This is a genomic window from Nissabacter sp. SGAir0207 (genome assembly GCF_005491205.1).
Classification (GTDB): domain Bacteria; phylum Pseudomonadota; class Gammaproteobacteria; order Enterobacterales; family Enterobacteriaceae; genus Chimaeribacter.
Genome location: NZ_CP028035.1, coordinates 1,284,629 through 1,304,539, shown reverse-complemented (window position 1 = coordinate 1,304,539; position 19,911 = coordinate 1,284,629). Strand labels below are relative to the sequence as shown.

Genomic DNA, 19,911 nt, shown 5'->3' with positions numbered 1-19,911 from the left:
ATCACTTGGTAGAGCCACATCGGCGATAATTGAACCTGACATCCGTTTGCTGCACCAGCTTCACCGCCCGGTCATGCGCAGCACGTTCAGCCGGTTCGATTTCATCGCTTCGTTCATGCCCGTCTCGTGGGCGCGGATAGCGTCGCTGATTCTCTTCGCACTTAAGCTCTGTGCCACGCTCACAAACTGCTCGTGCTCGCTGAACGCGCGCTTCAGCCTGTGCTCTGAGTAGGCGATAAACATGGTCAACGAGGCGGTGAAGATCTATAACGCAGAGAGGCCGCACTTGTCCCTGAAATACAAAACGCCTGATGCAGTGCATCAGGCGTTCTGAGGGTATAAAAGTGTCAACCTACGTTAGGACTAGTGAGTGTAAAGCGGCTTAGGCCAGCTCTTCATCCAGCTCTTTCTCGTCCATCTGCGGCGGGGCCTTGGTGAAGAAGCGAGTGATGAAGGCCAGGTAGGCCAGACCAATCGCGCCCCACACCAGACCGAGGTTCATGGAACTCGGCTCCAGGTTCAGCCACAGCGCGCCCACGGTCAGGGCACCAATCACCGGCAGCACCAGATAGTGCAGGATATCCTTGGCGGTTTTGTTGCGCTTCTCGCGGATAAAGAACTGCGAGATCACCGACAGGTTGACGAAGGTGAAGGCCACCAGCGCACCGAAGTTGATCAGCGCGGTGGCGGTCACCAGATCAAACCAGACGGCGGAGAGCGCCACCACCCCTACCAGCAGCACGTTGAATGCCGGGGTGCGCCAGGTCGGGTGCACGAAGCCAAAGATCTTCTGCGGGAAGACGCCATCGCGGCCCATCACGTAGAGCAGGCGGGAGACGCCCGCGTGTGCCGCCATGCCGGAGGCCAGTACGGTCACGCAGGAGAAGCAGAGGATCACCGACTGGAAGAACTTGCCTGCCACATACAGCATGATCTCCGGCTGCGACGCGTCCGGGTCATGGAAGCGCGAGATGTCCGGGAAGTAGAGCTGCAAGAAGTAGGAGACCACGATAAAGATGACGCCACCAATCAGCGCGGTCAGGAAGATCGCGCGCGGAATCACCTTGGCGGCGTTCGGCGTCTCTTCCGACAGCGAGCTGATGCCGTCAAAGCCCAGGAATGAGAAGCAGAGGATGGTCGCCCCGGTGATCATCGGCACCACGTGCGCATTCTCAGACCAGAACGGCTTGCTGCTCACCAGCTGGCCGGTGCCCTCACCCTGATAGACGCCGTGGATCAGCAGCCCCAGGAACACCACCATGATGGCAACCTGCACCACCACGATGAAGCTGTTGAGGTTCGCCACCAGCTTGATGCCACGCAGGTTGAAGAAGGTCATCAGGCCGACCAGTGCCACCACAAAGATCCAGGAGGGCACGCCGGGGAAGATCGCTTCCAGATAGATTTTCGCCAACAGGATGTTGATCATCGGCATGAACAGGTAGTCCAGCAGGGATGACCAGCCCACCATAAAGCCGATGTGCGGGTTAATGGCTTTCTGGGCGTAGGTGTAGGCGGAGCCAGCGGAGGAGAAGCGCTGGACCAGTTTGCCGTAGCTGACGGCCGTGAACAGCACCGCGATCAGCGCGAAGGCATAGGCAGTCGCGACGTGGCCATCAGTCAGGCCGGTCACGATGCCGAAGGTATCAAAGATGGTCATCGGCTGTAGATAGGCCAGGCCCATCATCACCACCTGAACCAGTGTCAGGGTACGGTGCAGCTTAACGCGTTGGTAGGCCGGCGCACCGGTAGCGATAGCATTAGTGGACATGGCGCAGTCCCCCACAGCAGACACCGGCGGGCACCGGCAGGTATGTTACAAATTGCCCCATCTTTTTTTCCTCATAGTGGCGACCTGTTATTGGGGGTCGCTCACGAACTGGTTTATCTATCCGGTTCTAAGCCCGGCCTCTTGGTTGGTAAAATCGCGCCCCCAGAATGGAGACACGGGTACGACACAATTAGGTTGCATTGAGTATAAATGCAAAAAAATAACCGACGCCGGAAGCGTCGGTTATTTACAAGCGCAGTATTTTGCCGAACCGTAACACGAATGACAAGGCCTGAGACATCCAGAAACAAAATCTTTTGTCTATGAGCTATCAGGCGTTTTTAAGCATCCAGTCAATTTCGGTTTCTGTCACCAGCCGCTCGAATTGCAGCAGCTCGTCACTCTTACAGGCATGGTAGACGTGGCAGAAGCGCTCGCCCAGATAGTGCTTCAGCGTCGCCTGCTCTTCGAACTCACACAGCGCGTCGCTCTGGCGGATTGGCAGCGGCACGCCCTCCTGCTCCAGCCCATTGCCGGTGACCGGCTCCGGCAGCGGCAGTTCGTGCTCCAGCCCATGCAGCAGGCCAGCCAACACGGTGGCGACCACCAGATAGGGGTTGGCATCCGCACCGGCCACCCGGTACTCAATGCGGCGGCTCTCGGCCTCGCCACACGGAATGCGCAGCGCCACCGTGCGGTTATTGTGGCCCCAGGAGGCTTGCGTCGGCACGTACATGCCCGGCTGGAAGCGGCGGTAGGCGTTGACGTTGGGTGCCAGCAGCGCCATCGAGCCGGGCATCAGGTCGACCATGCCCGCCAGCGCGCGCCGCAGCAGCGCCGAGTCCTCACCCGAGGCATCGGCAAATTGGTTGTTGCCCTGCCCGTCCAGCACGCTGACGTGGATATGCATCCCGCTGCCAGCGTACTCCTCGTAGGGCTTCGCCATAAAGGTGGCGTGCATGTTGTGGTTTTCCGCCACCTGGCGCACCAGCCGCTTCAGCGCCAGCGCATCGTCACAGGCGCGCAGTACGTTGTCGGTGTGGTGCAGGTTGATCTCGAACTGGCCGGGCGAGGACTCCGCCACCGCGCCATCGGCTGGCAGGTGCTGCATCTGGGCCAGCGTGTCGATCTCGCTCAACACGTCGGCAAAGTGATTCAGGTTGTCCACCGAGTAGACTTGGGTATGGACGTTGCGCTCCTGGGTGCCGGGGGCGCACGGCGGCTGAAGGTAGCCCTCGCTGTCCCGCTGCCGGTCAATGAGATAGAACTCCAACTCTACCGCTACCACCGGGAACAGGCCGCGCTGGCGCAAGGCCTGCCATACGCTGTTCAGCACATTACGGGGTTCAACGTCAAAGGGAGTACCATCTTCATCCAGCATGGTGAGCAGCAGCTGGCCGATGTGCTCCGGGTCAGCGGCGGAGGGCACCAGCGTGCCGGGGATCGGCATACAGACGTGGTCTGGCTCGCCCAGCTCCTGGCCAAGCCCGGCCTCCTCCACCACATTGCCGAGGATGTCCATCGCAAACACGGACGCAGGGAAGTAGCAGCCTTTTTCGACTTTTTTCAATGCTGAGACAGGGATTCGTTTACCGCGGAAACTGCCGTTGAGATCGGTGAGGAGGACGTCGATGTGTTGAGTGAGGGGGTGGCGTTCCAAGTATTGTTCGACTTCACGTTGGAACGCGCTACTTCGTCTCTCGTCGCTGTGTTTTGCGAATTTTTCAACTTCTACCAGATTGGTTTGCATAAATCACCTGCCGTTGTGAGGGTCAGGCGCTGCGCGTTGGGGGGAGCGCACGCCTTTAACTGACTGTTTTCAAAGCCCGGATCCTGTGATAGGGAGCGCGCCGAGGCGCTCAAAATATAAACCATCTGCTAGAAACATAGCTGCAACAGAATCGATTTGCAAATGTTATGGGCGGTTTGAATATTAACCAATGGGCTGCTAAATTGATAAAATAATGACCAGGACGTCACAAAAAGGGCGTGTTTTGGCAACGATTTAGTCCAGTCTGGGAGGTTAAAACATGGGCAATATATTTAACAGGCCGGTGGTCGGCGTGGTGATGTGCCGGGAGTGCATCGACGGTCACTATACCCAGACGGTGGAGGAGAAGTACCTGGATGCGGTCTTCACCGCCGGCGGGCTGCCGGTGGCGCTGCCGCAGGTGCTGGCCAGCCAGCCCTATGCGCTTGATAGCGTGGTGGCGCGGCTGGATGGGGTGTTCCTCACCGGTAGCCCCAGCAACATTGAGCCGCACCACTATGGCGAAGAGGGCATTGAGGAGTGGAACGATCCGGGCCGCGACCAGCTGGCGCTGACGCTGATCCGCTCGATGCTCGACCAGCGCCTGCCGCTGTTTGCCGCCTGCCGTGGGATGCAGGAGTTGGTGGTGGCCACCGGCGGCGCGCTGCACCGTCAGGTGCACAACGAGCCGGGCTTTATGGATCACCGCGAGGATCTGTCGCAGTCGGCGGACATCCAGTACGGCCCGGCGCACCCGGTGATTGTCGAGCCGGGCGGCCTGCTGGAGCAGCTATTGCCCGGCACGCCGCTGTTTGAGGTCAATTCGCTGCACGGCCAGGGCACACGGCGGCTCAGCCCGTCCATGCGCGTGGAGGCCAGCGCCCCCGACGGCCTGATTGAGGCGGTCAGCGTGCGCGACCATCCGTTCGCCCTGGGGGTGCAGTGGCACCCGGAGTGGCGCATCGAGGAGAACCCGGTGTCACGCCAACTGTTTGAGGCCTTTATTTGTGCCTGCCGCGACGCGATGGTGGAAGAGCGGCCGGTGCCGGAAAACGTACTATGAATGACATCAGCGTGGCGCCGGGGCGACGGCTGTCCCAGATCCGCCAGCAACTGGGGCTGTCACAGCGCCGGGCCGCCGAACTCTCCGGGCTGACCCACAGCGCCATCAGCACCATTGAGCAGGACAAGGTCAGCCCGGCCATCAGCACGCTGCAAAAGCTGCTGACGGTTTACGGCCTCTCCATGGCGGAGTTCTTCGCCGATGACCAGCGGCTAAAGACGCCGCAGGTGGTGATCGAGCCGGAGAACCTGATTGAGATTGGCAGCCAGGGGGTGTCGATGAAGCTGGTGCACAACGGCAACCCGATGCGCGCGCTGGCGATGCTGCTGGAGACCTATGAGCCGGGAAGCAGCACCGGCGAGAAGATCCGCCATCAGGGTGAGGAGGTCGGCACCCTGCTGGAGGGGGAGATCGTGCTGACCGTCAACGGCCAGAGTTTCCCCCTACGGGCTGGCCAGAGTTACACCATCAACACTGGTATGCCACACAGTTTTACCAACCTGTCGGCGCGCGTGTGCCGCATCATCAGCGCCCACACCCCGACAACCTTTTGAGCGGTCACTCCGCAGGCAATGGCATAACGTTTGCATTGATATTTGCATAAATTTGATGCCATCCATGGTGCGCGCCCAGCCATCGGGACGCCGGCCTGAGGTCGCCGCGTCGTCCCTTGGGGGCCAGAAGCCCGCCAAGCCTGCATAAGGAGAAGGATATGACCGAGCATATTGCCAGTTACTATGCGGCCACCGCCAATCCGCATGAACCCTGGCCGCAGCTTGCCGGCAGCATAGAGTGTGATGTCTGTGTGGTGGGGGGCGGTTTCACTGGCCTCTCCTCCGCGCTCTACCTGACGGAAGCCGGCTATGATGTGGTATTGCTGGAGGCCGTGCGCATCGGCTGGGGTGCCACCGGGCGCAACGGCGGCCAGGTGGTCAACTCTTTCAGCCGTGACGTGGATGTGATTGAGGAGCGTTATGGTGAGGAGAGTGCCCGAATATTGGGCAGCATGATCTTTGAGGGGGCGGACATCATCCGCCAGCGCATCGATCAATACGCGATCGATTGTGATTACCGCCCCGGCGGCATCTTCGCCGCACTCAACCACAAACAGCTCAAACAGCTGCACCAGCAAAAGGCGCGCTGGGAGAAATATGGGCATCACAGTCTGGTCATGCTGGATCAGAGCGGTATCCAGCATGAGATTGGTTCGCGGCGCTATGTCGGCGGTATGCTTGACCCGCGCGGCGGCCACCTCCATCCGCTCAATCTGGCGCTGGGTGAGGCCGAGGCAATCCGCCGCCACGGCGGCCGGATCTATGAACACTCCGCCGTCACCCGCATCGACTATGGCTCGCCAGCGCGGGTGCACACCGCACAGGGCGAGGTCAAGGCGCGCTTTGTGGTGCTGGCTGGCAACGCCTACCTGGGCGACCGGCTGGAGCCGCGCCTGTCACGCCTGAGTATGCCGTGCGGCTCGCAGATTGTTGCCACCGCGCCGCTGCCGGAGAGCGTGGCGCGCACCCTGCTGCCGAACCGCTACTGCGTCGAGGATTGCAACTACCTGCTCGACTACTTCCGCCTTACCGCCGACCGGCGGCTGCTGTTCGGCGGCGGCGTGATCTATGGCGCGCGTGACCCGGCGGAGATTGACCCGCTGATCCTGCCGAAACTGCACAAGACCTTCCCGCAGCTACGCGACGTGAAAATCGACTACCGCTGGAGCGGCAATTTCCTGCTGACCCTGTCGCGGATGCCGCAGTTTGGTCGGCTGGAGCACAACGTCTACTACATGCAGGGCGACAGCGGCCACGGTGTTACCCTCACCCACCTGGCCGGCAAGCTGATCTCCGAGGTGATGCGCGGCGACGCCGAGCGCTTTGACGCCTTCGCCCGGCTGCCGCACCTGCCCTTCTTCGGCGGCCGCAGCCTTCAGGTGCCCTTCACCGCCATCGGCGCGGTCTACTACGCGCTGCGCGACCGGCTGGGCTAGTGCTTAGAGCGACGGCCGGCTCACCAGGCCGTCGATCATCACCTGCGGGTTCCCCTGCGAGCAGCGCTCGATGCGCCCGCGCACGCCATACACCGCCGCCAGACTCTGCGGCGTGATCACCTCGTCTGGCGCGCCGTCGGCAATCAGCTGGCCGTTTTGCAGCATCAGCACATGGTCGCCGTGGCGCAGCGCGATGTTGATGTCATGCACCACCACCACCGTCACGATGTTGCGCTTGCGGGTTTCGCGCCGTACCAGATCCATCACGTGGAACTGGTAGTTGAGGTCGAGGGCGCTGAGCGGCTCATCCAGCAGCAGCAGTGACGGCTGGCGAATCAGCGATTGCGCCAGCCCCACCAGCTGCTTCTGGCCGCCGGAGAGCTGGTCGAGGTAGCTGAGGGCCAGGTGGGCGATGCCGAGCTGCTCCAGCAGCGCCATCACCTCCCCCTCGCCGCCCGCCTTCTGCCCGCGCCCACCGGAGGCGCGCTGGGCAACGATGATCGACTCCAGCACATGCAGATGCACCCCAGCCGGCAGCGACTGCGGCAGGTAGACCACCTGCTCGGCGCGGCGGGCGAAGGGCATCTGCATCAGATCCTGTCCGTCCAAGTAGAGCGCGCCCTGCGCCGGGTTGAGGCCAGCCAGCGAACGCAGCAGCGTTGACTTGCCGCTGCCGTTCGGCCCCAGCAGCACGGTGATGTGGCCGCGCGCCAGATGCGGCACGTTCAGGTTTTGGATCACCGGCCGTTTCGGGTAACCGGCGTGGAAGTGCTCAATACGCAGCCCTGCGGTCATACGTTCCCCCGGTGGCGCAGAATGATGCTCAGGAAGAAGGGCACGCCCACCAGCGAGGTGACAATGCCCACCGGAATGATGACGCCGGGGATCAGGTTTTTCGAGGCCACCGAGGCCATCGACAGCACCAGCGCGCCAATCAGCGCACTGGCTGGCAGGTAGAAGCGGTGATCCTCACCGAACATCAGCCGGGCGATGTGTGGTGCCACCAGCCCAATGAAGCCAATCGGGCCAACGAAGGCCACCGCCAGCGCCGACAGGATGCTGATGCGCAGCAGCGTCGCCAGACGCAGGCGGCGCACGTCAATGCCGAAGCTGACTGCCCGATCCTCGCCGAGGCGCAGCGCGGTCAGTTTCCACGAGCTCATCATCGACAGCGGCAGCAGCAGCGCCACCGCCAGCAACAGGATGCCGAGCTTCTCCCAGGAGGCGCGCGCCAGACTGCCCATCGTCCAGAATACCAGCCCCTGCAACGTGTCCTCGGTGGCGATGAACTGCATCATCGACACCAGCGCGTTGAAGGTGAAGACCAGCGCGATGCCAAACAGCACCACGCCGGAGGTGGCGACCCGCGTCCAGCGCGTGACGCCATCCAGCATCAGCGCCGCCAGCAGCGCAAAGATAAAGGCGTTGGCGGAGATAAACCACTGCGCCGGTACGCCCGGCAGGCCAATGCCCAGCACGATCGCCAGCGCCGCGCCGAAGGCCGCCGCCGAGGAGACGCCCAACGTGAAGGGGCTGGCCAGCGGGTTATTCAGGATGGTCTGCATCTCCGAGCCAGCCAGTCCCAGCGCCAGCCCGACCACCACCGCCATCAGCGCATAGGGCATGCGGATATCCCAGACAATAACGCGGGTGCCAGCATCCACCGTCTCCGGTGATACCAGCGCCTGCCACAGGGTCGGCAGCGACAGCCCGGCCGGGCCAAGGGTGAAATCCAGCACCAGCGAGGCGGTGATGGCGACGACCAGCAGCGCCAGAATCAGTAAACGGTGCCGGACAATGTGACGGTAACGCCCCATCACGCCAGCGGGCAGTGCGCTCTCCGGGCGGAGGGTGGGGTCGGTGGTGATGCTCATCTTCTTACCCTGTTGCGAGTCTCATGGCGCCGGGGCGCGCGGGCGTCCCGGAAAACGTATGGTGCAGCGGTGGCACGGCGGGCGGCACGGTAACACCGTGGCGGCCAGTGGGCCAGGCCCTGCGGGTAACGGCCCGTGTCCGGCCATTGCGCAGCCAACGATAAAGCAAACGAGAATCCTTATCAATCAGATTGATAGCTTTGGACGATTTTTAGGATAGGTAACCTGCTGTTTAAGTTATATTTTATCGGCCGCTGGTCAGGGCATACTGGGGATAACGGCAGGAAAGTCAGCAGGAGGGAGAGCGGGCGACGGCGGACACGCCTTGTTGCAGTTTGCGGTGCGCAAAAACAAGGGGCGCACTGGGCGCCCCTGCAAATTACTCTTTGTGATCCGGGAATTCCATCTCACGGTACTTCACGACATGGGTGCCGCGCGTCAGCTTGTAGCCGAACCAGATAATCAGGAACAGCGGGATGCCGATGTAAGTCGCCGCTACCCCAGTCCAGTCAATGGTGTCTGCCAGAAACGCCTGATAGTTCTGGCCGAGCGTAATGATCAGGCAGAGCACGAAGGCGAAGATCGGCCCCAGCGGGAACAGCCCGGAGCGGTACGGCAGCGCGTTCAGGTCACGCCCCTGCGCCACATAGCCACGGCGGAAGCGGTAGTGGCTGATGGCGATCCCCAACCAGGCGATGAAGCCAGTCATGCCCGAGGTGTTGAGCAGCCACAGGTAAACCTGCTGGTCGCCAAACATGGAGGTCAGGAAGCAGAGCGCGGCCACGGCAGTGGTGGCATAGAGCGCGTTGCGCGGCACGCCGCCCTTGGAGAGGCGGGCGAACAGGCGCGGTGCCTTGCCTTCGCTTGCCAGGGTGAACAGCATCCGGGTGGAAGCGTACATGCCGGAGTTACCCGCCGACAGCACCGCCGTCAGGATCACCGCGTTCATCACTGCCGCGGCGGAGAGCAGGCCAGCATTGCGGAACACCAGGGTGAACGGGCTGACGCTGATGTCCGTGACGTCATTGCGCAGCAGGTTCGGGTCGGTGTACGGGATGATCAGGCTGATGATCAGGATGGCGAAGATGTAGAACAGCATGATGCGCCAGAACACCTGCCGCACCGCGCGCGGGATGTTTTTCGCCGGGTTTTCGGATTCGCCCGCCGCGATGCCAATCAGCTCGGTGCCCTGGAAGGAGAAGCCAGCAATCATCGCCACGCCAATCATCGCCGAGAAGCCACCAGCAAAGGGCGCGTCACCGATGGTCCAGTTCTGCCAGCCCGCGTGCTCGCCGCCCTTCATGATGCCAACGATCATCAGGATGCCAATGATGATGAAGATCACCACCGTCACCACCTTGACCAGCGAGAACCAGTACTCCGCCTCGCCAAAGCCCTTCACCGAGATCCAGTTCAGCAGGAACATCAGGCCAAGGAACAGCGCGCTCCAGATCCAGCCGGGGGTATCGGGGAACCAGTAACTCATCAGCAGCTGCGAGGCCACCAGCTCGACGGCGATGGTCACCGCCCAGTTGTACCAGTAGTTCCAGCCAAGGGCGAAGCCGAAGCCCTCTTCGACATATTTGGCGCCATAGGTGGAGAAGGAGCCGGAGACCGGCATGAAGGCCGCCAGCTCGCCGAGGCTGGTCATCAGGAAGTAGACCATCAGGCCAATCAGCGCGTAGGAGAGCAGCGCGCCCCCCGGCCCGGCCTGTGATACGGTGGCGCCAGAGCCGACAAACAGCCCGGTGCCGATGGATCCGCCAATCGCGATCATCGTCAGATGACGCGCCTTTAACTCCCGGCGCAGGGCCGTGGGTGGCTGCGGGTTATTAGTATGTTGTTGAGCCATTTTTACCCTATATCTGCTCGTCCTGGGAAATTTTGAGGGCGGATTGTAACAAAACAGGCCCCAAGATATAGCAGGATTCCCCGGTTATAAGACACCTTCATGATCCGGTGCAGATTATAAGTAACAGCCCGGCAACAACTGTCGAAGAGGTGTGCGGATCGCCTACTAACCCGGCGAATCAGCGCGTTTTACTGGCGCAACTTGCAGTAGTCGAGGAAGCGCTGCAATACACTGGAGATATGTTTTTGCCGGTGATGTATCAGGTAGAGCGTACGGGTCAGCGGCTCGCCCGGCAGCTGGATTTCGCTCAGCGCGCCGCTGGTCAACTGCTCGCCCACCACCCGCCGTGACAGGCAGCTGATGCCGATATTGTGGCGCACCGCGTGCTTGATCGCCTCGGAGTTGCCCAGCTCCATCACCAGATTGAAGGCTGGCAGGCGCGCCAGCAGCAGGTGATCCAGCACCTCGCGGGTGCCGGAGCCGCGCTCGCGCAAAATCCACGGTGCCTCGGCCAGCGCCGCCAGCGATACCGGTTTGGCCGCCAGCGGCTCCCCCTGCTTCACGCGCTGCGGCGCGGCGAACACCACCAGCTCATCCTGCAACCAGGGCTGGGTAATCAGCTCCGGCATGTGGCATGGCCCCTCAATCAGGCCGAGGTCAACGCGGAAATCGGCCACCGCGTTGATCACATCCTGGCTGTTGCCGACGTTCAGCTCCAGCGGGGTATTGGGGTAGTCGAGCCGGTACTCGGCGATCATGCCCGGCAGCATATAGTTGCCGATGGTGCTGCTGGCCGCGATGCGCAGAGAGCCGTTGTCATGGTTGAACAGCCGCTCAATCTCACCGGCCTGCTCCAGCAGCGCCAGCGCGCGTGGGTAGAGCAGCCGACCATGCTCATTGATCACCAGCCGCTTGCCAACCCGGTCAAACAACTGAACGCCAAGCTGGTTCTCCAGATCGGCCAGTGCGGCGCTGACCGCGGATTGGGAGAGCGACAGCACCACCGAGGCCTGGGTGGTTGACCCGCTTTTCAGCACTTCAGCAAAGACTTCAAGTTGTCGGAGTGTGATATGCATAGCGATCTCTGTGTGGCGATGCGGGTGGGCCAGTGGCCCGCCTCAGGTGCAGGTGCTTTGTTATTAAGATTATCACGTTTGCCGCAATCCGTGAGATCGCGCCCCTTGGCGGCGGTGTGCTGGCAGGCGGATAGTTTCACCGGGCTGATAGTTATACCACTTTAATCGATAGATTATAGAACTATTATCCGTTTCACCTTTAAGGTTTCTGCCCCTAAGCTACCCCCACTATCTTTGGAGGTATGCCATGAACACCCTGCCGCTGCGCGTTGCGCTCAGACCCACTTTTTCTCTGCGTCCCCCATTTGGCCTGCTGCCGGGGCTGCTGCTCTGTGGTGGGCTGGCCTGGCTGGCCGCGCGGCTTGGCAGCGCCAGCTGGCTGAGCGCTCTCGGCTTGGGCACCCTGACGCTGGCCATTCTGGCGGGCATGGTGGTGGGCAACGCCCTGCCCGCCCGGCTGCGCCCGGTGACGCTCTCGGGCATCGATTTCGCCCGCCAGCGGCTGCTGCGGCTGGGCATCATCCTCTATGGCCTGCGCCTGAGCGTGCAACAGGTAGCGGCAGTGGGCACCTTCGGGCTGCTTATCGATTTTTTGGTACTTGGATCGACTTTTTTTCTCGCCTGTTGGCTGGGGCGGCGGGTTTTTGGGCTGGATCGCGAGACCACCCTGCTGATTGGCGCGGGTAGCAGCATCTGCGGCGCGGCGGCGGTGATGGCGACGGCCCCGGTGGCGCGCGCTGACAGCAACCGGGTGGCGGTGGCTGTCACCACGGTGGTGGTCTACGGCACGCTGGCAATCTTTGTCTACCCATGGATCTGCCGCCTGCTGCCCGCCGGGCTGGGCGCGCAGGCGTTTGGCATCTACACCGGCTCGACGGTGCATGAGGTGGCACAGGTGGTGGCGATCGGCCATGCCCTCGGCGCGGAGGTGGAGAATGCGGCGGTGATCGCCAAGATGATGCGCGTGATGATGCTCGCGCCCTTCCTGCTGCTGCTCTCTGCCTGGCTGGCGCGCCGTGCCCCGGCCACCGAGGCGCGCGCGCCACTGGCGGTGCCGTGGTTCGCGCTGCTGTTCATTGTGGTGGCGGGCGTCAACTCGCTGCACCTGCTGCCCGCCCACTGGATGCCGACGCTGCTGGCGCTGGATAACCTGCTGCTGGCAATGGCGATGGCGGCGCTCGGCCTCGCCACCCGCTTCCATACCCTGCGCCGCGCCGGGCTACGCCCGCTGCTGCTGGGGGGCGTGCTGTTCCTGTGGCTAGTGCTGGGCGGTGCGGCCATCAACCTGCTGGTGACGGCGCTGCTGCGCTAAATGCCACGAGGGTACGCTTGCCGCCACAAAACCATTACACTGTGCGCCGACCACCAGAGGAGAGAGAAATGAAGTTTGTCGGAGCCCATGTCAGCGCCGCCGGCGGGGTCGATCAGGCCGTGGAGCGCGCCAGCGCGCTGGGTGCCACCGCCTTCGCCCTGTTCACCAAGAACCAGCGCCAGTGGCGCGCCGCGCCGTTGACCAGCGCGGTGATTGATAAGTTCAAGCGCGCCTGCGAGCGCCACGGCTACACCAGCACGCAGATCCTGCCGCACGATAGCTACCTGATTAACCTCGGCCACCCGCTGGAGGAGGCGCTGGAGAAGTCACGCGTCGCGTTCATTGATGAGCTGGCGCGCTGCCAGCAACTGGGGCTGAGCCAGCTCAACTTCCACCCCGGCAGCCATCTGGCGCAGATTGATGAGGAGAGCTGTCTGGCGCGCATCGCAGAGTCGATCAACATCGCGCTGGATCAGACCGAAGGGGTGACAGCGGTGATTGAGAACACCGCGGGTCAGGGCAGCAACCTCGGCTTCCGCTTTGAGCACCTGGCTGCCATCATTGATGGCGTCGAGGACAAGAGCCGCGTTGGCGTCTGCATTGATACCTGCCACGCCTTCGCCGCCGGTTATGACCTGCGCAGCGCCGAGGCCTGTGAGGAGACTTTCCGCCAGTTCAGTGACATCGTGGGCTTTAGGTACTTGCGCGGTATGCACCTGAATGACGCCAAGAGCGCCTTCGCCAGCCGCGTTGACCGCCACCACAGCCTCGGGATGGGCAACATCGGCAAGGCCGCCTTCAGCTACATCATGGCTGACGCGCGCTTCGACGGTATCCCGATGATTCTGGAGACGGTGGATGACACGCTGTGGGCGGAGGAGATCGCCTGGCTGAAGTCGCAGCAATTCAGCAGCGATCCGCAACCGGCCTGATCGGCGGGCAATAAAAAAGGCGCTCAGTGAGCGCCTTTTTTTTACCCTTGCCGCTTAGTTGGCTTCAATCTTCTCGGCCATTTCTGCGTCAGAGCGCTTCAGGATGGCGTAGGAGATGCCTGCCAGTGCCGTACCGGCGACGATGGCCACCAGATAGAGCAGTACCGGCTGGATAGCGCCCGGAATCAGCAGCACGAACAGCCCGCCGTGCGGTGCCATCAGCTTGGCGCCGAAGGCCATGGAGAGTGCGCCGGTCAACGCGCCACCGGCGATGCAGCACGGCAGGACACGCATTGGGTCACGCGCCGCAAACGGGATCGCACCTTCCGAGATGAAGCACAGCCCCAGCACCAGCGCGGCCTTGCCACCCTCTTGCTCGCTCTGGGCAAACTTGCGGCGCGCCAGCAGCGTCGCCACGCCCATCGCCAGCGGGGGCACCATGCCAGCCGCCATGATGGCCGCCATCGGCGCGTAGACCGAGGAGCTGAGCAGCGCCACGCCAAAGGCGTAGGCCGCCTTGTTGACCGGGCCACCCATGTCGGTGCACATCATCGCGCCGAGGATCGCGCCCAGCAGCACGGCGTTGGCAGTGCCGAGGGATTGCAGCCAGTTGGTCAGGCCGGTCATGATCTGCGCGACCGGGGTACCGACCACATAGATCATCACCAGACCAGTGATCAGGCTCGCCACCAGCGGGATGATCAGAATCGGTTTCAACGCCTCCATACTGGCTGGCAGGCGCAGCTTGCCGCTGATGGCGCGCGCCACGTAACCGGCCAGGAAGCCAGCGATGATGCCGCCGATAAAGCCAGCACCGGTGCTGACCGCCAACATGCCGCCAATCAGGCCCGGCGTCAGTCCGGGACGGTCAGCGATGGAGAAGGCGATGTAACCGGCCAGTACCGGCACCATCAGGGCGAAGGCCGAACCGCCGCCGATCTGCATCAGCGCCGCCGCCAGCGTGCCCTTCTCTTCAAATGCCTTGATACCAAAGATAAAGGAGAGCGCGATACAGAGGCCGCCTGCCACCACCATCGGCAGCATGTAGGAGACGCCCGTCAACAGGTGACGGTATGGCCCGGCGCTCTCTTGCTTCTTGCTGCTGGTCGTCGCCGCGCCCGCGCCAGCCGGACGGTACACTTCCGCCTCGGCCACCGCTTTGTCCAGCTCCTGCTTGGTCTTCTTCAGGGCCAGACCGGTCGAGGTACGGTACATCGGCTTGCCAGCGAACTTCGCCAGATCAACCTCGATGTCTGCCGCCACCACCACCAGATCTGCCTGTGCCACCTCTTCCGGGGTGATCTCGTTGCCCGCGCCCACGGAGCCACGGGTCTCTACCTTCACCCACCAGCCGCGCTTCTTGGCTTCCGCCTCCAGCGCCTCAGCGGCCATAAAGGTGTGCGCCACGCCGGTCGGGCAGGCGGTGATGGCGACAATGCGTTTTGGCCCACTGGCGGCAGCGGCAGCCGGTGCGGCGGCCACGGCAACCTGCGGTGCCTGATACGGCGTGGCCTCGTTGGCGGCGCGCGTCAGCACGCCCTGCGGGTCACGTACCGCCTGCTCGACGGAGGCCAGATAGACCTTTTTGCCGGTCAGCCCGGCATCGGCGGCGGCCTGTTCGCCCAGCACCACCACCAGCTCGGCGTCAGTCACACTTTCAGTCAGCGTTGCCCCGGCCTTGCCAGCGGCGGCGGTCAGCATGCGTTTCGCCAGGTGGCTCCGTGCCTGCCCTTGCGAAGGATCGGTCATCAGCAGCGTTTTCATTGTGCCTCCTGCTGTCAGTTAAAGGGTTTCAAATCAACACGGGCCATCATCGCCGCCAATTGGGTGCGGTCGGTGACGCCCACGTTGCTCTGGCTTACCGCCAGGGCCGCCACCGCAGTGGCGAGACGTAAAGTATGTTCGCTGGACTCACGCATCAGCAGACCGTAGATCAGGCCACCCACCATCGAGTCGCCCGCACCCACGGTGCTGACCACCTCGCAGGCCGGCGGACGCGCCAGCCATGCGCCGGAGGCGTTGACCCACAGCGCGCCCTCTTCGCCCAGCGAGATCACCACATGGGCAATCCCCTGATCGCGCAGCGCGTGGGCCGCTTCCACCACCTCCGCCAGGGTCGGCAGTTTTTTGCCGGCCCACATCTCCAGCTCGCGGCGGTTGGGCTTCACCAACCACGGCGAGGCCTTCAGGCCCGCCACCAGCGCGTCGCGGCTGCTGTCGAAAATGATGCACGGGCACTGGCTGCGCAGGCGCGTCATCCAGTCGGTGAAGGCGTCCGGGTCAACCCCGGCCGGCAGGCTGCCGCTCACCGCCACCATGTCGAACTGGCCGAGCCAGCTCAGGGAGTCGGTGACGAAACGCTCCCAATCCTGCGGCGTGACGCTAAAGCCCGAGAAGTTGAAATCGGTCACTTCCCCCGCCTTCTCCGTCAGCTTGACGTTGATGCGGGTGCGGCCATTGACCACCTGGAAGCGGTTGGCGATGCCCAGCTCGCTAAACAGCTGCTGGAAGCCATCCTGATTCTCTTTGCCAAGGAACCCGCCGACGGTGACGTCGATGCCGAGATCCTTCAGTACCTTGGCGACGTTGATGCCCTTGCCAGCGGCGTGCAGGCCAGCGGTCTGCACCAAATTGACCTCGCCGCGCTCAATTTCCGGGCAGAACCCGACCAGATCGTAGGCCGGGTTAAGGGTGATGGTGGCAACTCTGCGGCTCATACGCCCTCCCCCAATCCTTCTGCGATGGCAGTGCCAATCGCCTGCAACGCCTGTTCGGCGTCCGCGCCGCTGGCGGTGAAGCGCAGGCGGTGCCCTTTTTTCACGCCCAGCGCCACGACTTTCATCAGGCTGCGGCCATTGGCCGGCTTGCCACTGCCGTCGAGGTTGGTGACGGTGATGTCGCTGGAGAACTGTTTGATGGTATTGACCAGCATGGTGCCGGGACGGGCATGCAGGCCATGCTCGTTACGCACCACGAATTCGGCGGTGTGCACCTGGCTCTCCTCCGGCACGACGCTGGTCAGCAGCGCCAGCACCGTCGGGGCATCGGCGTTCAGCAGACGTTCAGCTTTATCGTCCAGCAGCAGGTCGCTGAGGTAGTTCAGCACCGGCAGCGGCTGGTCATCGACCATCGCCACCGTCGCCAGCAGGGCCACGCGCTCACCTTGATACTCAAAGGCTTTTGCCGGGCGGCTGACGGTCACGGCGCTGCGCAGGTTGCCCTGCGGGCTGTCGGCCAGCCAGACGCCCTGCCCGAGGCTCAGCGGCGCGCGGCTGACGGCGTCGCTGACAAATTGGGTATCGACCGCGCCCACCTGTTGCAGGCGGCCGGCGTTCAGCGCCTGTAGGGTGATCAGGTTGTCGGCGGCGACGTCAACGGCAATCAGCGAGGTGTCAAACAGCAGCTCCGCGCGCTGTTTTTCGCCCATCAGCAGGCTGCGCAGGGTCTCCTTAGCATCCGTTTTCGCCATCTCCTCGGCCACGCTCTCATCAGAGAGCACGTGCGTCAGCTGGCGCAGCAGCGCCAAATGCTCATCCGATTTCGCGGCGATGCCGATCACCACATAGGCGGTCTGGCCCTCGCCCCAGGCGATGCCCTGCGGGAACTGGAACACCTGCACGCCGGTATTCAGTACCAGATCGCGGGTGTCAGTGGTACCGTGGGGAATGGCGATGCCGTTGCCAAGGTAGGTGGAGGTTTGCAGCTCACGCTGCTGCATACCGTCAACGTAGCCGGCACCGACGTAGCCCGCGTCAGTCAGGGCGGCCGCCACCTGTTGGATGGCCTCCTGCTTGCTGCCGGCGCTGGCGCCAAGGTGGATGTCTTGCAGTGACAACTGGAACATAATTCTCCTCGCTTGCCGAAATTGAATCGTTTCAGCTTCTATGAGAAAAAGGCGGCGCCGGGCTTGGGAGGGGGTCATCAGCCGGCGCTGAAACGTTTCAATCAGTCTCTGATTGGCCTGTAGTTTATGCAAGCATTCTCGTTGTTGTTGTGACGAATCTTTGACTTCACGCACATTTTTTCACTCTTGCTGAATTTACATCAGCACAGGATGAGTAAAGCTGACGTTTTTGCTGATACGGAGAACCAGAATGAAGGTGGTGGTAGGGGTAGGTGTGATTATTGTGAACCCGCAGGGGCAGGTGTTGTTTGGCAAACGCAGCGGCAGCCATGCGCCCTACTGGTCAATTCCGGGCGGCCATATGGAGCCAGGGGAGAGCTTTGAACAGGCGGCGATCCGCGAGATAGAGGAGGAGACCGGCCTGCGCCTCGTCGCGCCACAGGTGATTGCCCTGAGCAATAATCTGGAGACCTGGGCGCAGGAGGGGAAGCACACGGTGTCGGTCTGCCTGCTGGCGCGCCACCCCGGCGGCGAGGCCCAGCGGCGGGAGCCGGAGAAGTGCGAGGCGTGGCTCTGGTGCGACCCGGATGCGCTGCCGCAGCCCCACTTTGAGGCGAGCCGCAACGCGATTGCGCTGTGGCGGCAGGGAGAATTTTACGCCGCGGGCGCGTAGCCACGGGTGACCTGTGACTTTCCGTGCGGAAATGCGCCAGATTGCTCATTTTCGCCACGGAAAACGGCTGTGTTTTTGGCGCCACAGGCGTAGACTGCGCCCCGCCCTTCCCTTTTTTATTGATAGATCATGACCACTCCCTCTGTAACAGCCCGGCGGCTGCCCGACATGACCTCGGCGGCGTTTCTGCTGGTGGCCTTTTTGACCGGCATTGCCGGTGCGCTGCAAACCCCTACCCTGAGCCTGTTCCTGTCGACGGAAGTCCATGCCCGGCCGATGATGGTGGGGCTGTTCTATACCGGCAGTGCGGTGATCGGCATTCTGGTCAGCCAGCTGCTGGCCAGCTGGTCAGATAAACGCGGTGACCGCCGCACCCTGATCTTCTGCTGCTGCCTGCTGGGCGCGCTGGCCTGTGTGCTGTTCGCCTACAACCGCAACTATCTGGTGCTGCTGCTGGTGGGGGTGCTGCTGTCGAGCTTTGGCTCCACCGCCAACCCACAGATGTTCGCGCTGGCGCGTGAGCACGCCGAGAAGACCGGCCGCGAGGCGGTGATGTTCACCTCCATCCTGCGGGCGCAGGTGTCGCTGGCTTGGGTGGTCGGGCCGCCGCTGGCCTTTGCGCTGGCGCTCGGTTTTGGCTTCACCTTTATGTACGCCGCGGCGGCCGTGGCCTTTGTGCTGTGCGGCGCGCTGGTGCGCTACTACCTGCCCTCCATGCCGAAGGCGGCGCTGAAGACCATTGCGCCGTTGCAGGCACCGCGCCGCCACCGCCGCGACGCGCTGCTGCTGTTCGCGGCCTGCTCATTGATGTGGACGGCCAACGGCATCTACCTGATCACCATGCCGCTCTATCTGGTGCATGAGCTGCATCTGCCGGAAAAATTGGGTGGAGTGATGATGGGCACCGCCGCCGGGCTGGAGATCCCGATCATGCTGCTGGCGGGCTATGCGGCGAAACGGCTTGGCAAGCGTAGTTTGATGCGGCTGGCGGTGGCGTCCGGGGTACTGTTCTATTTCAGCCTGCTGTTTATCACCGCTCCGCTGCCGCTGCTGCTGATACAGCTGCTGAACGCGCTGTTCATCGGCATTCTGGCTGGCATCGGGATGCTCTACTTCCAGGATCTGATGCCGGGGCAGGCGGGCGCGGCCACCACGCTGTTCACCAACTCGACGCGCGTCGGCTGGATCATCGCTGGCTCCTTCGCCGGCGGCGTGGCCGAGCTGTGGAGCTACCATGCGGTGTTCTACACCGCGCTGGCGATGGTAGTCGTCGCCATCTACTGCGTGTGGCGCATCCATGAGGCACCGGCCCGCGCGGAGGAGAGCGCGCCGCTGGCAGAGCTGCTGCCGGAGAAAGCAGACAATGGCGGCCTGCCGCTGCCCTGATTAGGGGGCGGTCTCCGCCTCCAGCCGCGCCAGGTAGATCAGCGCCGCGTCACGGTGGGGGCCGCACATCTCGCGGCTGGCCTGTAACCCGCCGCAGACGCGCGGGCGCAGCGGCGAGTGGAAGATGCGACAGCGCATCTGCTCATCCAGCTGGACGCAGCGGGTGTTGGCTGGCTTGCCGTCAGGCATTCCGGGGATCGGGCTGGAGATGGAGGGTGCAATACAGCAGGCCCCGCAATCGGCACGGCATTCCATGAAGAGATCTCAGGGCTGGAAAACGGCGACAATAGCAGGCTTACGGGCGTGGCTCCAGCAAAGATGCTCACGCGCCAGCATTCACCCCGGCCCGGCCCGGCACGCGCCGGCCCCTTTCACAGTACAAAATAGT

18 protein-coding genes and 1 pseudogene are annotated in these 19,911 nt (G+C 63.0%); 8 read left to right on the top strand and 11 right to left on the bottom strand.

Annotation, left to right across the window (positions count from 1 at the left end):
* Positions 1-60: 60 nt before the first annotated feature.
* Complete coding sequence (locus C1N62_RS05540) at positions 61-243, bottom strand: MbeB family mobilization protein (protein ID WP_137762688.1); 183 nt, start codon at positions 241-243, stop codon at positions 61-63.
* On the opposite strand from C1N62_RS05540, the pseudogene C1N62_RS23570 reads away from it, so the two are divergent.
* Positions 233-334: pseudogene (locus C1N62_RS23570) on the top strand (integrase core domain-containing protein); the annotation flags it as partial. The gene C1N62_RS05540 and the pseudogene C1N62_RS23570 sit on opposite strands and share 11 nt — an antisense overlap.
* Before the next feature lie 48 nt (positions 335-382).
* Here C1N62_RS23570 and C1N62_RS05530 read toward each other — a convergent pair.
* Positions 383-1,771, bottom strand: coding sequence for an APC family permease (locus C1N62_RS05530; protein WP_137762687.1), 1,389 nt, complete (start codon positions 1,769-1,771; stop codon positions 383-385).
* Positions 1,772-2,102: 331 nt separating this feature from the next.
* Positions 2,103-3,521: a glutamine synthetase family protein gene (locus tag C1N62_RS05525; protein ID WP_137762686.1), complete on the bottom strand. Its 1,419-nt coding sequence runs from the start codon at positions 3,519-3,521 to the stop codon at positions 2,103-2,105.
* Positions 3,522-3,801: 280 nt separating this feature from the next.
* Between C1N62_RS05525 and puuD the strand changes: the two genes are divergently transcribed.
* From puuD to C1N62_RS05510, 3 genes are all read left to right on the top strand, one after another.
* Positions 3,802-4,584 (top strand): gamma-glutamyl-gamma-aminobutyrate hydrolase, encoded by a 783-nt coding sequence (puuD, locus tag C1N62_RS05520; protein ID WP_137762685.1) that lies wholly within the window; start codon positions 3,802-3,804, stop codon positions 4,582-4,584.
* Entirely contained in the window at positions 4,581-5,138 is a 558-nt protein-coding gene (gene puuR, locus C1N62_RS05515; RefSeq protein WP_137762684.1) for an HTH-type transcriptional regulator PuuR, read from the top strand. Before puuD ends, puuR begins: the two co-directional genes overlap by 4 nt.
* A gap of 158 nt (positions 5,139-5,296) precedes the next feature.
* Positions 5,297-6,574, top strand: a complete 1,278-nt coding sequence (locus C1N62_RS05510; RefSeq protein WP_137762683.1) for an FAD-binding oxidoreductase — start codon at positions 5,297-5,299, stop codon at positions 6,572-6,574.
* Positions 6,575-6,577: 3 nt separating this feature from the next.
* Here the strand turns inward: C1N62_RS05510 and C1N62_RS05505 are convergent, their stop codons facing one another.
* The 4 genes from C1N62_RS05505 to yieE form a co-directional block, all read right to left on the bottom strand.
* Positions 6,578-7,369, bottom strand: a complete 792-nt coding sequence (locus tag C1N62_RS05505) for an ABC transporter ATP-binding protein (protein WP_137762682.1) — start codon at positions 7,367-7,369, stop codon at positions 6,578-6,580.
* Positions 7,366-8,448 (bottom strand): iron ABC transporter permease, encoded by a 1,083-nt coding sequence (locus C1N62_RS05500; protein ID WP_137762681.1) that lies wholly within the window; start codon positions 8,446-8,448, stop codon positions 7,366-7,368. The genes C1N62_RS05505 and C1N62_RS05500 overlap by 4 nt, the downstream gene beginning before the upstream one ends.
* A 379-nt stretch (positions 8,449-8,827) precedes the next feature.
* Positions 8,828-10,300, bottom strand: coding sequence for an amino acid permease (locus C1N62_RS05495; RefSeq protein ID WP_137762680.1), 1,473 nt, complete (start codon positions 10,298-10,300; stop codon positions 8,828-8,830).
* Positions 10,301-10,488: 188 nt separating this feature from the next.
* Complete coding sequence (yieE, locus tag C1N62_RS05490) at positions 10,489-11,376, bottom strand: DNA-binding transcriptional regulator YeiE (RefSeq protein WP_137762679.1); 888 nt, start codon at positions 11,374-11,376, stop codon at positions 10,489-10,491.
* Between the two features lie 247 nt (positions 11,377-11,623).
* On the opposite strand from yieE, the gene C1N62_RS05485 reads away from it, so the two are divergent.
* Both C1N62_RS05485 and nfo read left to right on the top strand, forming a co-directional pair.
* Entirely contained in the window at positions 11,624-12,688 is a 1,065-nt protein-coding gene (locus C1N62_RS05485) for a YeiH family protein (RefSeq protein ID WP_137762678.1), read from the top strand.
* Between the two features lie 68 nt (positions 12,689-12,756).
* The gene (gene nfo, locus C1N62_RS05480; protein WP_137762677.1) at positions 12,757-13,620 is read left to right on the top strand and encodes a deoxyribonuclease IV; all 864 of its coding nucleotides are present in this window, start codon (positions 12,757-12,759) and stop codon (positions 13,618-13,620) included.
* 54 nt (positions 13,621-13,674) lie between these two features.
* On the opposite strand, the gene fruA is transcribed toward nfo, so the two are convergent.
* The 3 genes from fruA to fruB are packed head-to-tail and all read right to left on the bottom strand — an operon-like array spanning position 13,675 to position 17,464.
* The gene (gene fruA / locus C1N62_RS05475) at positions 13,675-15,384 is read right to left on the bottom strand and encodes a PTS fructose transporter subunit IIBC (RefSeq protein WP_137762676.1); all 1,710 of its coding nucleotides are present in this window, start codon (positions 15,382-15,384) and stop codon (positions 13,675-13,677) included.
* Between the two features lie 14 nt (positions 15,385-15,398).
* A complete protein-coding gene (fruK, locus tag C1N62_RS05470) occupies positions 15,399-16,337 on the bottom strand; it encodes a 1-phosphofructokinase (protein WP_137762675.1) in 939 nt (312 codons plus the stop codon).
* Complete coding sequence (gene fruB / locus C1N62_RS05465; RefSeq protein WP_137762674.1) at positions 16,334-17,464, bottom strand: fused PTS fructose transporter subunit IIA/HPr protein; 1,131 nt, start codon at positions 17,462-17,464, stop codon at positions 16,334-16,336. Before fruB ends, fruK begins: the two co-directional genes overlap by 4 nt.
* Positions 17,465-17,714: 250 nt before the next feature.
* On the opposite strand from fruB, the gene C1N62_RS05460 reads away from it, so the two are divergent.
* Together C1N62_RS05460 and C1N62_RS05455 are read left to right on the top strand one after the other, a co-directional pair.
* Positions 17,715-18,137: an NUDIX hydrolase gene (locus C1N62_RS05460; protein ID WP_137762673.1), complete on the top strand. Its 423-nt coding sequence runs from the start codon at positions 17,715-17,717 to the stop codon at positions 18,135-18,137.
* 129 nt (positions 18,138-18,266) lie between these two features.
* Positions 18,267-19,523 carry a sugar efflux transporter gene (locus tag C1N62_RS05455; RefSeq protein ID WP_137762672.1) on the top strand — a complete coding sequence of 419 codons (1,257 nt, stop codon included), beginning with the start codon at positions 18,267-18,269 and terminating at the stop codon, positions 19,521-19,523.
* Here the strand turns inward: C1N62_RS05455 and C1N62_RS05450 are convergent, their stop codons facing one another.
* Positions 19,524-19,778, bottom strand: coding sequence for a YkgJ family cysteine cluster protein (locus C1N62_RS05450; RefSeq protein WP_137762671.1), 255 nt, complete (start codon positions 19,776-19,778; stop codon positions 19,524-19,526).
* Between the last annotated feature and the right edge of the window lie 133 nt (positions 19,779-19,911).